Consider the following 14232-nt stretch of genomic DNA (forward strand, 5'->3'; position numbering starts at 1 on the left):
TGTGCTCGAGCAAACTTGTTTACTCGGGTGCTAAGGCACCGTGCCGCAGTTGTTGCGGAAAAGGGAGAGACATCATGAAGAAGTCCACGTTTAACACCCTGCTTGTTGGTGGCGGTTTTCTGCTCGGCACGGCCGGCATCAAACTGCTCACCAGCGCTCCGGTAAAGAATGCCTGCGTGCAGGGCATCGCGTGCGGTATGCGCGTCAAGAACTGCTATCAGGACATGGTCGAGCAGGCCAAGGCTAATGTCGACGACATGGTTGCCGAGGCTGCCTACATCACCCAGAGCGAGGCCGCCGCGGACAACGCAGCTGAGTAGCGCTCCCAGGCACAAACTATGAGATTCTCGATTGTTAGCGAGATCCCCGGCAGGACCCGTCTTCAATTGGCGGGTCCTGTGCCAGAGAGCGATCTCGATGCACTTCTTAAGCTCAGCGGCGATATCGACGGCGTGCACAAGGTGCGCGTGTATGGCCGCATTGGCCAGATGGCGCTGGAGTACGACGAGCCACGCCGCGCGAGCGTGCTCGACGCCTTGGGCGCACTCGATGCTCAAGCTATCGCCGATGCCAAGTCGGGCTACGTGATGCAACTCGAGCCGCGCAAGCACAAACTCGTTATGGACCTGGCGACACTCGTCGGTGCCCATTACGCACGTCGCTGGTTCTTGCCGACGCCTTTGCGTGCGGTATTTGTCGTGGCCGGTTACATGGCATTTTTGCGCGCTGCCCTTCATGAGCTGGCGCAGCCGCGCCTGACCGTTCCCGTGCTCGACGCTTCGGCCATCGGCATTTCGTTCGTCAAGCGTGATGTCGACACCGCGGGCCAGACGATGTTCCTACTCAACGTGGGCGAGCTGCTCGAGGACTACACCCGCGCCATGAGCGAAAACGAGCTCATCAACTCGCTGCTCGACGTACCCGACAAGGCGCAAAAAGTGGTCGGCGACACCGAGGTAAGCGTTGCCGCGACCGAGCTTGAGCCCGGCGACCTGGTCGCCGTGCGCACTGGCATGTCCATCTGCATCGATGGCGTGGTCGAGCAGGGAAGCGCCATGGTCAACCAGGCGACCCTGACCGGCGAGCCGTTGGCCGTCGAGCGCAGCGTGGGCGACGACGTGTTCGCCGGCACCGTCGTGGAAGATGGCAGCATCTTGGTGCGTGTGCGCGCCAATACAGCGCAAACCAAGCTGCGCTCGATCGTCTCACTCGTGCAGACGGCCGATTCGCTCAAGTCCGAGGGCCAGTCGCATATGGAGGACCTTGCCAATAAGATCGTCCCGTGGAACTTTCTGCTCGCGGGCCTGGTTGCGCTTACCACCCGCAGCCTCATCAAGACTTCGGCGGCACTGATGGTCGACTACTCGTGCGCACTCAAGCTCACGGGTTCCGTCGCCGTTATGACTGCTATGAGCGACGCTGCCAAGATGGGCGTCATGGTCAAGGGCGCGAAGTACTTTGAGTCGTTTGCCAAGGCCGACACCATTGTGTTTGATAAGACCGGCACGCTGACCGAGGCGCAGCCGCGCCTTGCCTGCGTACTCACCACCGATGGCTGGAGCGAGGACGAGGTCCTGCGCCTTTCCGCTTGCCTGGAGGAGCATTTTCCGCATCCGGTGGCGCGCGCCGTGGTCAATGCGGCACGTGAGCGCGGGCTCGAGCATCGCGAGCGCCACGCCGCCGTCGAGTACATCGTGGCGCACGGCATTGCCTCGTCCATCGAAGGGCGCCGCGCCATCATCGGTTCCGCGCACTTTGTATTTGAGGATGAGGGCGCGCAGCTCGAATCCGACATCAAGGAGCGCATCGAGTCCCAGATGCAGGGTTTGTCGCCGCTGTACCTGGCGGTCGACGGCACGGTCGTGGGCGTGCTCGGCATCGAGGATCCGCTCAAGCCCGGAGTGCGCGAGGCCATCGCCGACTTGCACGCGTTGGGCGTTAAGCACGTGGTCATGCTCACGGGCGATTCGGAGCGCACGGCCGCACGTATTGCGCGCGAGGCGGGAGTCGACGAGTTTAAGGCCGAGCTGCTGCCCGAGGACAAGTACGCGTATGTGGAGCGCATTAAGAGCGAGGGGCGCCACGTTGCCATGGTGGGCGACGGCGTCAACGACTCACCGGCGTTGGGCCTGGCCGATGTGGGTCTGGCCATGGGCGGTGGAAGCGACATTGCCAAGGAGGTCGCCGATATCATCCTGACCGATACGGATCTGGCCGCAATCGTGCGCCTGCGCCGCATGAGCCAGGGCCTCGTTGATCGTCTGACGAGCTCCTATTCTAAGGTGATGCTCACCAACTCAGTGCTCCTGGCACTGGGCATTACCGGCGCGATTACCCCGCAGGCGTCGTCGCTGCTGCACAACGGCTCGACGATTGCGTACAGCTTGGACAACGCGAAAGCGTATCTGCGTTAGCAGACGCGTTCGCCCACGTTATCTGGCCTGCGCCCAGACGGCATCGGTGTCGTCCGGGCGCAGGCCTTTTGCATTTGACCATTTGCTAGCTTCTCTATATAGTGTTGCTAGCGATGCTAGCAATTGAAGGGAGCAGGATCAACGTGGGTTCTGTTAGCGGCATGGCGCAGGTGAACGTTCGCGTAGATCGCCAGGTCAAGAACCGTGCCGAGGAGGCGCTGCGGCTTTCGGGCGGGTCGCTGCCCGAGCTCATCAAAAAGGTGGTGGCCAAGGTCGCGCAGGGTGGCGGGCAGTGCGAGGAAGTGCTTGCGGCCGTCGATGACCGGCAGCAGACCATCGCGCCCGATACGCCGTTCGCCGCATCATGGGCGGCGGCGGATCAGCTTTACGCGGACATGGGCATCGCTACGTCGCCTGTGTCCGACGATCGCGATTGGGACGCAATCTATTCCGAAGCCATGGACGAGCGCTATCGCCAAAAGGGGATGATCCTGTGAGCGGAGCCCCTCTTAAAATCATGGTGGATGCGAATGTGTGGGTTGATTCGTTTTGCGTTGACCATGCCGAGTCGCTTGCTGCGCGTGCGTTTATTGGGCAGGCGACGGAGACGGGGGCGTTGCTGTTCTTCCCGGTGCATATCGCTAAGGACGTACTGTACGTTGTCCAACACGAGCTAAAGCGTAGCGTTCTTGCCAGCGGGGGAGCGCTCGACGAGGCTTCTGCCCGCGCGATTGGCGATGCGGCGCTGGCGTTTGTTCGGAATATGACCGAAAACGCTATGGCCGTGGGCGCTGATGCATCCGATCTGTGGCTAGCCGACAAATATCTGTCGCTCCATCGCGATTACGAGGACAACTTGGTACTCGCCGCGTGCAAGCGCGCGCAGGTCGATTACTTGGTGACCAACGATCGCAAACTGCTCGAACATGCCGATCTTGCAGCAAAGACACCTCGTCAAATGATGCCGATTCTTGCTTTGGCCGAACGCGGCGGCGCAGCTATCGGTTGACGCGAACTGTTTGCGGGCCTCATGGACGACGATGCGCCAAGGGGCCCGCGTCTTCTATTTACAAAAGCTCGGCCTTAATGGCGGGACTTTCTGCGAGCTGCTCGGCTGCCTTTTCGTCGGAGCTGTCGAGTGCTGCCAGGCTGCGGTAGACCCACTCGTTGACCTGGGTGTTCTTGACGCCTGCGGTCTGCATAAGGGCGCCTACCTCGCGGATTGCTGCGAACAGATCGGCTTTGGGACCCGCGAGCTCGACCTCGATGCCGTGGTAGGCGGCCACGCCGCGGTTCTCACTCACGTGGTCGATAAAGCCCTCGACGGTCTCAAGCTGCTGGGCGAGAGCCGCATCATCGTCAGCGTCCAGCGCGACGAGTGCGTTCGATACCGTGAGGGCGGGATGTCCGCAGGGAACAAAGCCCTCGATCACATCCATAGCTTCGGTAATGGTTGAGCCCAGGCCTGCGAGTGCATTGACGAGTTGCTGCTTGGTATCCATAACGATCCTTTCGATGGGTCAATTTTGCTTGGCGAAAATATACGTGACGCGATCGGTAGCAAAAGTGCGAAGTGCGGCGCACATTGGGGTCTTCACAGCTCGTGCATAGAACAGCTGTCCGCTTTCAGAACGTGGTAAGATAACACTCCACAAGCGGGGCTCGCTCCGTATGTTCCTTGAAAAGTCGACGGGTGTTGGGTGCTCGTGCCCAATACCATCCAGACTTTCCCGACATTCGGGGGCGACTGGTTTCGACACGATAGCTCTGAGAGAGGAAGCAAGCCGAGGTCTCCTCGCCTCGTTAAACAGGGGTACCGTCAAATTGAATTGACAACAACTCTTCTTTTGAGCCTATGGCTCTCGCTGCTTAGTTTATAGCGGCGCGTCAACCCGGTGATTTCCCCGACACCGGTGCGACGTCATTTTAGGGGAATGCTCCTGCGCACGTAATCGGTATGGCGCAGGCTAAGACCGAACCGGTTAGGACGCCGCGAGCGTGTCGCTGCGCGCAAAGCGTCCGAGACAAAACCAGCGACTGAGCTTGGAGATGCCAATCAGGGGGCTTTCGTGGACCGGAGTTCGATTCTCCGCGCCTCCACCATAAGTAACAGGCAGGTAGATACTCATATCTACCTGCCTTTTTATTTATTGTCCGTACCGCGGAGAATCGAACTCTATGCAGGGCGCGGGCGTAAAGAAAACGCGTAAGCGTTTTTAGCCCGCGGGCGAGGACGCCGACAGGCGGCCGAAGCCGGTGCGGATTTGCGAAGCAAATACGCGGATTCTCCGTGCAATGCCCCAGCCCAGAACAGATGCGATGTTTATCGAATCTCAGCCGGCCATGCCCCGCACCAACGGAACCCCGTACCGCGGAGAATCGAACTCTGTGCAGGGCGCGGGCGTAAAGAAAACGCGTAAGCGTTTTTAGCCCGCGGGCGAGGACGCCGGCAGGCGGCCGAAGCCGGTGCGGATTTGCGAAGCAAATACGCGGATTCTCCGCGCAAAGCCTCAGCCAGATATAGATGAGATGCCGACCGGGCGTCATGCCCCGGTTTCAACCCATCAACGGATCCCCCCCCCACCCGCGGAGAATCGAACTCTGTGCAGGGCGCGGGCGTAAAGAAAACGCTACGGCAACGCAGACCGGGACACGCTTTCCCGATGGCAGCCCAGGCGGAAAGCGCGTCCCGGAATCCGCGCTCAGACTGGGACGTAGTTTCCGGATGACACATCAAGCGGAAAGCGCATCCCGGAATCTAAGCTCGAAATGGGATTCATTTTCCTGATGACGGGCTCAGCGGAAAATGCGACCCGGAATTTGCTCTGAGAACGGGACACGCTTTCCCGCCGACCGCTCCGCCCTCCTCAACTCCAAAAACTGCGCGCTCGCCATCCCAAAACTGGGTAGAAGAAAGCCAAAACGCAATCGCAGGAGGTCAACATGACTGCAGAAGATAAGGCAAAGAACGCTGGCAAGGTCGCGCTCGTTTTGGAGGGCGGCAGCTTCCGCGGGCAATTTACCGCAGGCGTGCTCGACGTCCTCATGGAGGCTGGCGTCGAGATTCCGGCTGTCTACGGTGTATCGGCCGGCGCCCTCAACGGCGTGAACTACAAGTCGCACCAGATCGGCCGTGCCAACCGCATCAACCTGGCTTTCTGCAACGATAGCCGCTTCATGGGTGCCGCATCGTTTGCGTCCACGGGCTCCATCGTCGGCTACGACTTTATCTTCAACGATGTCCAGGACCGCCTGGATCCCTTTGACAACGAGACGTTCGACGCGAGCCCCATCGAGATGTACGCCGTCGCGACGGACATGCTCTTTGGAACCGCCACGTACCTTCCGGTCAAAAGCGCCGTACTTGACCTCGATGCCGTGCGCGCCTCGACGTCGCTGCCGCTGGTGACGCCGTCAGTCGAGATTGACGGGCACAAATACGTCGACGGTGGCGTAGCCGATTCGATCCCCATCGAGCACGTGCTGGAGGAGGCGGGCTTCGACCGTGCAGTCGTCATCGTCACGCAGGACCGTTCGTATGAGAAAAAGCCTTACGAGTTTATGCCTGCCGCGCGCGCCCGCTATGCCGACTACCCCTATCTGCTCGAGGGAATCGAGACGCGCCACGACCGCTACAACATACAACGCATGCACCTGTGGAAGTATGAGCGCGAGGGCCGTGCGCTGGTCGTCGCTCCGCAAAAGCCGGTCGAGGTCGGTCATGTCGAGCACGATTCGGCAAAGCTTTTGGACCTGTATATCCAGGGCCGCCAGGAGGCAAAGCGCCTGCTCGCGGAAATCCAAGAATTCGTTGAGCGCTAACGACGGCGAACCCTCAAAAGATGACAACAGCTAAAGAGCTGGAAAATCACGGCTCGTGGATGACATGTGCAGAAACTCTGGTCGGAGCCAAAATACCTGTTGACTCGTACGGAGAGCGGGGTAATATGGACGGGTTACTTGCAGAGCCCCGTGAATCTCTGTAACAACACGTACTGTACATGGAGGAGTCTAAGTGATTTCGAAATCGACTCACTACGCCAAGCAGGGCGAGGTCCAGCGCAACTGGGTTCTCGTCGACGCCGATGGTGCTGTCCTGGGCCGTCTTGCCACCCAGATCGCAATGATCCTGCGCGGTAAGAACAAGCCCCAGTTCACGCCCAACAGCGACTGCGGCGACTTCGTTGTCGTCATCAACGCCGATAAGGTCCAGCTTACCGGTAACAAGGCTGACACGAAGACCTATTATCGCCACAGCGGCTACAACGGCGGCCTCAAGGCTGAGAGCTTCCGCCAGGCTATGGAGAAGCACCCGGAGAAGGTCATCGAGCGCGCCGTTCGCGGTATGCTGCCCAAGACCACCCTCGGCCGTGCCCAGATGACCAAGCTTAAGGTCTACGCTGGTGCCGAGCATCCGCATGCTGCCCAGAACCCCACGAAGATTGAGCTGGAGGCTTAAAGATGGCTGAGAACACCGTTGTCTACCAGGGTACCGGCCGTCGTAAGAACGCCGTCGCCCGCGTCCGTCTCGTCCCCGGCACCGGCAAGGTGACCATCAACAAGCGTGACGCCGAGCAGTATTTCGGCCGTCATCAGCTCGTTGAGAACGCCCTTGCTCCCTTCAAGGTGACCGACACCGCCGGTCAGTTCGACGTTATCGCTCTGTGCGATGGCGGCGGCATCTCCGGTCAGTCCGGCGCTCTGCGCCTGGGCATCGCTCGCGCTCTTCTGAACGCTGGCGACTACCGTGCTGACCTCAAGAAGGCCGGTTTCCTTACGCGCGATGCTCGCGTTGTCGAGCGCAAGAAGTACGGCCTCAAGAAGGCCCGCCGCGCTCCCCAGTTCTCCAAGCGCTAAGGTTTTATCTCCTTTCGAGATACAATGTACAAGCGGGGCCTGCCGATTCCTCGGCGGGTCCCGCTTTTCTTTTTCGACTAGGGCGGGCGGTTGCATATCGCCTGCTAGGGAAGGAGCGATCCTATGCCCCAGAACATCTTCGGTACCGACGGCGTCCGTGGCGTCGCCAATGCCGACCTCTCGTGCGACCTCGCGTTTCGCCTGGGCCGCGCGGCGACCAAGTTCCTTGGTCCGGACATCTGCATCGGCCGTGACACGCGCCTTTCGGGCACCATGCTCGAGAGCGCTCTGACCGCCGGCATTATGGCCGAGGGCGGCCGTCCGCACTGCTGCGGCGTTATCCCCACGCCCGCCGTGGCGCTGCTCACCGTTCAGAACGAGCTCGACGGCGGCATCGTCATCTCTGCTTCGCATAATCCGCCGGAGTTCAACGGCATCAAGTTCTTTAGCCGCAAGGGTATGAAACTTCCCGATGCTGTCGAGGAAGAGATCAGCGCCTGGGTCATGTCCGAGGAAGCCATGGCTGCCGACACGCTGCCGACCGGTGCCGGCGTGGGCCACATTATCAAGATGAAGGACGCCCGCAAGGCATATGTCGACCACGCCATCGATACGCTTGATGGCCTGAGGCTCGATGGCCTGGTCGTTGCCGTCGACTGCGGCCACGGTGCTTCCTGCCAGACCACGCCCGCCGCGCTGCAGCGCCTAGGCGCCACGGTCCATGCCATCAACACCGATTATTGCGGCACCGACATCAACGTTGAGTGCGGCTCCACCCATCTTGAGCCCCTGCGCGAGCTCGTGCTGCGCACCCATGCCGACATCGGCCTGGCCCACGACGGCGACGCCGACCGCGTACTGTTCGTGGACAGCGAGGGCAATGAGATCGATGGTGACTACATCCTGGCTATCTGCGGTTCTGACCTCGCCGCTCGCGGCAAGCTCGCCAACTCCGAGATCGTCTCGACCGTCATGTGCAACCTGGGCTTCTCCATCGCTATGAAGGAGCAGGGCTTCGAGATGGTCCAGACCGCCGTGGGCGACCGCTACGTTCTGGAGCGCATGCTCGCGGACGGCGCCGTCATCGGCGGCGAACAGTCCGGCCACATCATCTTCCTGGAGCACAACACCACCGGTGACGGCCTGGTGACGGCTCTGCAGCTGCTGGCCGTGCTCAAGCGCACCGGTCGTACCCTCACCGATCTTGCCGGCATCATGAAGAAGTACCCGCAGGTACTCGTCAACGTGCATTCCGACAACAAGGCCGGCCTGGACGATTGCCAGCCCATCTGGGATGCCGTCGCTGCTGCCGAGAAGGAGCTTGACGGCCGCGGCCGCATTCTGGTGCGCCCGAGCGGTACCGAGCCGCTGGTCCGCGTGATGGCCGAGGCCGAGACGCACGAGCTGACCCAGCGCGTTGTTGACGACATCGTCGAGGTTGTCAAGCGCGAACTTCCCTAATGGTCAAATACGGGTGCCAAGTGGTAGACTGTTAAGGTTATTTTGATTGATTGGTATGTCCGAGGGGGAGCATGTTCACTAAAGTCCTGAGGTCTTTTGGTATGCGTGGTCGAGTCCTTACGCTGGATGCTCCCATCTCGGGCGACGTCATTCCGCTTTCCGAGGTAAACGACCAGACGTTTGCCACCGGCCTTTTGGGCCAGGGCGTGGCGATTCGGCCCACCGGAACGCGTGTGATTGCACCGGCTGATGCCAAGGTCGAGGCCATTTTTCCCACGGGACACGCTGTTGCGCTTAACACGGTCGATGGCCTGGACGTGCTCATCCACGTTGGTTTGGATACCGTTCAGCTCGAGGGCAAGCACTTTACCGTACATGCGCAAGTGGGTGACATCGTCCATAAGGGCGATGTGCTCATTGAGTTCGATCGCGAGGCAATTGCTGCCGAGGGCTACGATGTGACGGTTCCCATCTTGGTGTGCAACTCCGTTGAGTTCTCGAGCATCAAGGGCTCCGTTGGCGTGCATGTCGAAGAGATGGACCAGCTCATCGTTGCTCGCGAGCGCTAGCAAGTGCACGTGGCCATTAGTCTACAATTCAAACACGTTTACGGAGGGCGCCCTTGAAAGAGGACGCCCTCAGTGGCAAGATGGGATTTGTCCGAAGCTAAAAGGCTTTGGGTCACCGTGGACGGGCAGGGGCCTCGACGCGGCTAGACACGAGACACATACATTACGCGACCTCGCCCTGGTGGCCGCACACGTTGGTTGCGGCCGACGCGGGCCGCGGGCAAGTGCTTGTAAGGGAGCCTTGCCTCTCTTGTACGAGAAAGGACGCGTAATGAAGATCATTAAAGCTAAAGACTACGAGGATATGAGCCGCAAGGCCGCTAATATCATCTCGGCCCAGGTTATCCTCAAGCCCGACTGTGTGCTGGGTCTTGCCACCGGCTCCACCCCGATCGGTGCCTACAAGCAGCTCGCTGCTTGGTACAAGAAGGGCGACGTCGACTTTGCCGAGGTCAGCACCTACAACCTGGACGAGTATCGCGGCCTTTCGCACGACGATCCCCAGAGCTATCACTACTTCATGCGTGAGAACTTCTTCGATCACATCAACATCGACCTGAACAACACGCATGTACCCGACGGTTCCAACCCCGACGCCGCCGCTGCCTGCTCTGAGTACGACAAGATCGTCGCCGCCGCCGGTTACCCGGATCTGCAGCTGCTCGGCATTGGCAACAACGGCCACATCGGCTTCAACGAGCCCGATGACCACTTCTCCAAGGGTACACACTGCGTCGACCTCACCGAGAGCACCATTCAGGCCAACAGCCGCCTGTTCGACAGCATCGACGATGTTCCCCGTCAGGCCTACACCATGGGCACTCAGACCATCATGTATGCCCGCATGATCCTGGTTGTCGCCAACGGCGAGGCCAAGGCTCAGGCCGTGCACGATATGTGCTATGGTCCGGTTACGCCCAAGTGCCCGGCTTCGATCCTGCAGCTGCACACCAACTGCGTTGTCGTTGCCGACGAGGCCGCCCTTTCGCTCTGCGAGTAGCGCGAATCCTGCAGCTCGACATAGCCTTGCCTAAGGCCTCCGCTTTGCGGGGGCCTTTTTGCTATCCCTGTCCGCCCACTTGACCAAAATCTTGCCGCAAGCTTGATGAATGCCGGATGCCCAACAGCTTGATTCATTCCATACCAGATTCTATGCAAAAATGCCACTAGAAGGTCGTAGACGGTAGCGGGTGCTAGGCGAGTTGAATGACATAACTGAACCTTGTTCATCTGCGTTACACTGCCGCTTAGATGGGACAAGCTGACAAGCTCATTTACCTGCTTAAAGACCGATTAGTCGGGGGATTAATAACAATCGGCCCTCGCTGTACAAAAACTTGCCGCTTGCGTACCAAAAGACAACCTATAACACAAGGTCGCTCTATTCATAGCGCGGCTTGTATGGTCTTGCGGCTACAGTGTCCATACGGTCGAGTTGAGGAGCGGGCATGGTAAACGATTTGAGCGGTATAGACGACCTCGAGCTGATGCCGTTAGGCGGAGGCTATATGGTGCGACGCGAACGCTTGATGAATGAGCTTATCGCCAAGGGCCGAAAGGCCGGCATCGTGGTTCTTTATGCACCCGACGGGTTTGGGAAGACCTCGGTGCTGCTGCAGTACACCCACGAGGTTAAATGCGACCCGACGCGAGGCCCCGTGCGGATTATCGAGGCCGATCGCGCCACTGGGCGCGAGGTGTTTATGCAGCTCGAGGTGGTTACCGAAGAACTCAAAGACAAACCGCACTCCCTTATCGCGATTGATAATGTGCCAAACCTCGATCAGCACGATACCGAAGACCTCATCGACAGGATTCGCGGCCTGCGCGCTATGGGGATAGGGGTCTTGATCTCCTGCCGTCCTTCAAATCGTCAGCTGATTCATGGGCTGGGCGATTCGGTTAAGATCAATGCGCAGATGCTCAAGGTGCATGCCTATGAGTATTCGGCATGGGCATCGGCGTTTTCGATCAGCACATCGCTCGACTTTTATCAGCTCACGCAGGGCGTGCCCGAGCTCGTTTCGGCATTGCAGACGGGTCTGTATGGCCAAGGTGACGTAGCCGGTCTGCTCGAAAACGAAATTGTCAACGTATATGGCGCGGCACTTGTCGATCTGGCTTCGCTCGACAATAATGCGCTGTTTTGCGTGGCATGTCTCATGGTTTTGATGGGCGAGGGTAATATCGCAGAACTCGAGGCTTGTGGGGTGAGGCTGTCGATGGTCGACCAGTCCTACTTTGTACGCGACTACCCGATCTTTGGCTTAGATCCCGCCGAGCGGAGTTTTACGTGTCTGGGCACGGAGGATAACGGACGCTTGCGTTTGCGTAAGTTGGTGGCCGAGGTTCGCCCCGAACTTGTTCCGAGGGCGGCCCGGATTTTGCTTAAGGCGGGCCGATGCGATGCGGCGATGGGCCTAGCGGACGCCTTTTTGGACCGTGAAGCGGTTCTTGAACTTGCTGGACAGTATGGGGTCGATCTTGCTCTGACGGGGCATGGGGCCGATATCTGCCGAGCAGCGCTGGGCACGATCGATGCCGACGATCCGGCTCCAGAGCCAACGCCTGCCGAGGCGCTTGGCGTATATCTGGCAGCGGTCAGCGTGTCCAATACAAAGCTCGCCCGCTATATGGCATCGGTCATCGAGCGCGGGGGCGAACGGGCGGCCTGCGAAATAGACCCTGTTTCATGGAGGGTGGCCCAGACACTGACGGCTGTTTGCTATGGGGACAACGGGCTTGGGCTTCCTACGAACCTGGCCGTGCCAGAAATAGAGACGTCCCATACCGCACTCGATATGTTGTCTGCGCATATCGAGGTCAAGCGCTGCCTGACCGAGCGGGGAGATGACGGCGGCGTTCTACGGCAGCTCAAAACGAGCAAGGCCTACGACTGCGAGCTCGACATCGTGGGGATTGTTATACGGGCCGATAGTATGCTGGTGGAGCTCTTTGACGGGTCGTTTGCGGGAACCGACGAGCGCGACGACGAGATGACGGTGGTGCGGGAGGCGCTCGACGTACGTGGGCTTAAGGCGATGGCTATCTGGGTGCGCATGGTGTTGGCGGCACGGCGGCTCCTTTCCGGCTTGCCGGTAACCGACGACGCGGCGTTCAACGAGCTCGATCGTTTTGCCGTGCGCATGCGCGACAACCAGATTCAGCTGTTTGGTCTGTTGCTAGAAGGCTGGCAGTCGCTGGCAGAGGGACGGCCGGTTAATGCAAAGTTCCGTGCGGTCCAAGTGCTCAAACTTGCCGAGGAGTCGATTGCGTACATGCGCGATAACGCATTGCTGCTGGAGCGCGCGGCATATCTGCGTAACACCTCGATGGTTTCGGTGCGCGAGGAAGCGGAACTACTCGATATAAGCCAGACGCAGGTTGGTGGCGCAGAAGCCTGGATGGTGGCGCTGCATTTGGCCTGTGCGGGCCGAGACAGCGACCTTGCGGCCTGGATGTCCATGAATCGTGCGGGGATTCTAGAGCCATCGTACCGGCTCTTTGCGCGCCTTGCCATGCATTGTCTGGGCGAGCCGGCGGGCAGGATACGCAAGAAGCTTCCCGTGCGCGAGCTGTCGCGGTACTCGCTGCGCGACGATTTGGAAGGGGAGGGCGAGCGCCTGTTCCAGGCCGGCGAGGTTGAAGCCGTTGATACCATCGACCATATCGAGATTCGCATGTTTGGTGCGTTTCGCGCCGAGCGCGACGGGTTTCCCATCACGGATAAAATGTGGCGCCGCAAGAAGGCGGCGACACTTGCCGAGCGGCTTGCGCTGGGCATGGATGCGCTCGTCGATCGTGAGACGCTGGCCATGGAGCTGTGGCCCCATGCCGAGTTCAATAGCGCCCGCAATAACCTGTACTCGACGATATCGCGCTTGCGGTCGGCTTTGGGACCGACGCCGGATGGCAAGTCGTGTGTGCTCATCCAAAATGAATGCATCGGACTCAACAGCGACTACGTCAAGACCGATGTACGGCTGTTTGACCAGATAAGCCGCGAGGTTTTGGGAAATCGCACGGGTGCGCGCGGGCCCCATTTAGTTGAGCTGTGCCTTAAGATTGAGCAGCTTTATGCCGGACCGCTGTATGTTCCCAATGGCTGTAATCCCACCTACTTTTTGCGCATGCGACGCATTATGCAGTCAAAGTACATCGATTGCATGATTAAGGGAGCAAATGCCGCTCTAGAAGAAAATGATCTGCAGTCGGCGATTTGGCTGGCAGAGTCGGGGCTTCGACAGGAAACGGCGCGTGAGGATATGGTGCGCTGCGCCATGCGCGTCTACAGTGCGGCGGGGCGGCGGCGCGATATCGTCGAGCTGTACAGCGGGCATATGCACCATCTGAGGGAGCAGGTCAATGGCGTGCCCGAGCCCGAGACGCGGCGTCTATACGAGCGCTTGGTGGAGGGGCGGCTCAATCGCGTGCTGGTCGAGCGATAAAAAACGGGTGCCCGAAGTGCTCGGGCACCCGTAAGCTTGCTATGTGTTGGCTCGCCGGATCATTGGCTCTTAGACGAGCTTGATCTTCTCGATGTCCTTGCGCGAGGACTCGCGATACAGCGAGAACTTGCGGCCGATGACCTGGACGACCTCGGCGTGGCAACGCTCAGCGAGCTCTTCGGCGGCCTCGCGGGCGGAAAGACTGGAGCCATCGAGCACGGAGCACTTAACGAGCTCGTGCTTCTCCAGGTAGGCGACCGTCTGCTCGACGGTGCCCTCGTTGACATCGGACTTGCCGATGATGATAGCGGGGTTGAGGTGATGGGCCATGCTGCGAAGCTGCTTGACCTGGGCTCCTGTCAGTGCCATGGGTTCTCGCTTTCTATGTATGGGGCGCCCCGCGACGGGGCCTTAATCTACGTGAGCTGTCCCACGATAGCGCAGGAACGGTGCGGTGTGGGGCGCGTTTGCCCAGTTCAAAAA

At 59.8% G+C, this 14232-nt stretch carries 13 protein-coding genes and 1 other RNA gene; 12 read left to right on the forward strand and 2 right to left on the reverse strand.

The genetic code is table 11. The features are described from left to right. The first annotated feature begins 74 nt into the window (after positions 1-74). The 4 genes from GXM19_RS09775 (at position 75) to GXM19_RS09790 (ending at position 3423) form a co-directional block, all read left to right on the forward strand. A complete protein-coding gene (locus GXM19_RS09775; RefSeq protein ID WP_006234704.1) occupies positions 75-320 on the forward strand; it encodes a DUF6110 family protein in 246 nt (81 codons plus the stop codon). Between the two features lie 78 nt (positions 321-398). Beyond that, positions 399-2414: a heavy metal translocating P-type ATPase gene (locus GXM19_RS09780; protein ID WP_203572363.1), complete on the forward strand. Its 2016-nt coding sequence runs from the start codon at positions 399-401 to the stop codon at positions 2412-2414. Positions 2415-2557: 143 nt separating this feature from the next. Then, on the forward strand, positions 2558-2911 hold the full coding sequence (locus tag GXM19_RS09785; RefSeq protein WP_162010705.1) for a hypothetical protein: 354 nt from the start codon (positions 2558-2560) through the stop codon (positions 2909-2911). Beyond that, complete coding sequence (locus GXM19_RS09790) at positions 2908-3423, forward strand: type II toxin-antitoxin system VapC family toxin (RefSeq protein ID WP_162010704.1); 516 nt, start codon at positions 2908-2910, stop codon at positions 3421-3423. The genes GXM19_RS09785 and GXM19_RS09790 overlap by 4 nt, the downstream gene beginning before the upstream one ends. Before the next feature lie 58 nt (positions 3424-3481). Here GXM19_RS09790 and GXM19_RS09795 read toward each other — a convergent pair whose 3' ends face one another. Further along, positions 3482-3916 carry a hypothetical protein gene (locus GXM19_RS09795; protein WP_006234698.1) on the reverse strand — a complete coding sequence of 145 codons (435 nt, stop codon included), beginning with the start codon at positions 3914-3916 and terminating at the stop codon, positions 3482-3484. A 237-nt stretch (positions 3917-4153) separates the two neighbouring features. Here GXM19_RS09795 and ssrA point away from each other — a divergent pair. From ssrA to GXM19_RS09835, 8 genes are all read left to right on the forward strand, one after another. Then, positions 4154-4517, forward strand: a transfer-messenger RNA (tmRNA) gene (gene ssrA, locus GXM19_RS09800). A gap of 840 nt (positions 4518-5357) precedes the next feature. After that, entirely contained in the window at positions 5358-6236 is an 879-nt protein-coding gene (locus GXM19_RS09805) for a patatin-like phospholipase family protein (protein WP_006234697.1), read from the forward strand. Between the two features lie 193 nt (positions 6237-6429). After that, entirely contained in the window at positions 6430-6873 is a 444-nt protein-coding gene (gene rplM / locus GXM19_RS09810; RefSeq protein ID WP_022094635.1) for a 50S ribosomal protein L13, read from the forward strand. 2 nt (positions 6874-6875) lie between these two features. Next, positions 6876-7271 (forward strand): 30S ribosomal protein S9, encoded by a 396-nt coding sequence (rpsI, locus tag GXM19_RS09815; RefSeq protein ID WP_022094634.1) that lies wholly within the window; start codon positions 6876-6878, stop codon positions 7269-7271. Between the two features lie 123 nt (positions 7272-7394). After that, a complete protein-coding gene (gene glmM, locus GXM19_RS09820) occupies positions 7395-8732 on the forward strand; it encodes a phosphoglucosamine mutase (protein ID WP_006234694.1) in 1338 nt (445 codons plus the stop codon). Between the two features lie 71 nt (positions 8733-8803). Next, positions 8804-9301, forward strand: coding sequence for a PTS sugar transporter subunit IIA (locus GXM19_RS09825; protein WP_006234693.1), 498 nt, complete (start codon positions 8804-8806; stop codon positions 9299-9301). A 271-nt stretch (positions 9302-9572) separates the two neighbouring features. After that, positions 9573-10301 carry a glucosamine-6-phosphate deaminase gene (gene nagB / locus GXM19_RS09830; RefSeq protein ID WP_006234692.1) on the forward strand — a complete coding sequence of 243 codons (729 nt, stop codon included), beginning with the start codon at positions 9573-9575 and terminating at the stop codon, positions 10299-10301. 448 nt (positions 10302-10749) lie between these two features. After that, entirely contained in the window at positions 10750-13749 is a 3000-nt protein-coding gene (locus GXM19_RS09835) for an AfsR/SARP family transcriptional regulator (protein WP_006234691.1), read from the forward strand. 69 nt (positions 13750-13818) lie between these two features. On the opposite strand, the gene GXM19_RS09840 is transcribed toward GXM19_RS09835, so the two are convergent. Further along, the gene (locus GXM19_RS09840; protein ID WP_006234690.1) at positions 13819-14118 is read right to left on the reverse strand and encodes a YhbY family RNA-binding protein; all 300 of its coding nucleotides are present in this window, start codon (positions 14116-14118) and stop codon (positions 13819-13821) included. Positions 14119-14232 lie beyond the last annotated feature (114 nt).

The sequence above is a fragment of the Collinsella aerofaciens ATCC 25986 genome, from assembly GCF_010509075.1.
Taxonomy (GTDB): domain Bacteria; phylum Actinomycetota; class Coriobacteriia; order Coriobacteriales; family Coriobacteriaceae; genus Collinsella; species Collinsella aerofaciens.

Excerpts from the sequence above, each read along its gene's own strand:
- GXM19_RS09775 (WP_006234704.1), top strand. The coding sequence starts at position 75 with ATGAAGAAGTCCACGTTTAACACCCTGCTTGTTGGTGGCGGTTTTCTG.
- GXM19_RS09795 (WP_006234698.1), bottom strand. The coding sequence starts at position 3,916 with ATGGATACCAAGCAGCAACTCGTCAATGCACTCGCAGGCCTGGGCTCA.
- GXM19_RS09805 (WP_006234697.1), top strand. The coding sequence starts at position 5,358 with ATGACTGCAGAAGATAAGGCAAAGAACGCTGGCAAGGTCGCGCTCGTT.
- rpsI (WP_022094634.1), top strand. The coding sequence starts at position 6,876 with ATGGCTGAGAACACCGTTGTCTACCAGGGTACCGGCCGTCGTAAGAAC.
- glmM (WP_006234694.1), top strand. The coding sequence starts at position 7,395 with ATGCCCCAGAACATCTTCGGTACCGACGGCGTCCGTGGCGTCGCCAAT.
- GXM19_RS09825 (WP_006234693.1), top strand. The coding sequence starts at position 8,804 with ATGTTCACTAAAGTCCTGAGGTCTTTTGGTATGCGTGGTCGAGTCCTT.
- nagB (WP_006234692.1), top strand. The coding sequence starts at position 9,573 with ATGAAGATCATTAAAGCTAAAGACTACGAGGATATGAGCCGCAAGGCC.
- GXM19_RS09835 (WP_006234691.1), top strand. The coding sequence starts at position 10,750 with ATGGTAAACGATTTGAGCGGTATAGACGACCTCGAGCTGATGCCGTTA.
- GXM19_RS09840 (WP_006234690.1), bottom strand. The coding sequence starts at position 14,118 with ATGGCACTGACAGGAGCCCAGGTCAAGCAGCTTCGCAGCATGGCCCAT.